Genomic DNA, 264 nt, shown 5'->3' on the forward strand with positions numbered 1-264 from the left:
AGGGGTGCGGGCGAGCTGGCCGGTGTGGAGAAGTTTGGCCACGGTCTTCGACACGGTGCCCTTCGTCAGCCCGCAGACGTCCACGAGCTGCTTCTGTCGCACCGGACCGGCCGCGGTGCGCACCGCGGCGAGGACCGCGGTCTCCGCATCGGTGAGCACCGCGACGCCAGCTAGGGCCGGCGGATCCGCCTCGGCCGATGCCGGCGGGGTCAGCTTCACCAGGTGCAGGTGCCGGCCTGCACGGTCCGGGTCCGGCGGCGCGCT

The 264-nt window shown here is 73.9% G+C and carries 1 protein-coding gene; it reads right to left on the bottom strand.

Annotation, left to right across the window (positions count from 1 at the left end):
* Window positions 1-264, bottom strand: a 264-nt coding sequence (locus G6R25_RS24795) for a MarR family transcriptional regulator (RefSeq protein ID WP_163554729.1), incomplete at both ends; no start/stop codon positions are given.

Source organism: Candidatus Frankia alpina (assembly GCF_902806485.1).
Taxonomy (GTDB): Bacteria; Actinomycetota; Actinomycetes; order Frankiales; family Frankiaceae; genus Frankia; species Frankia alpina.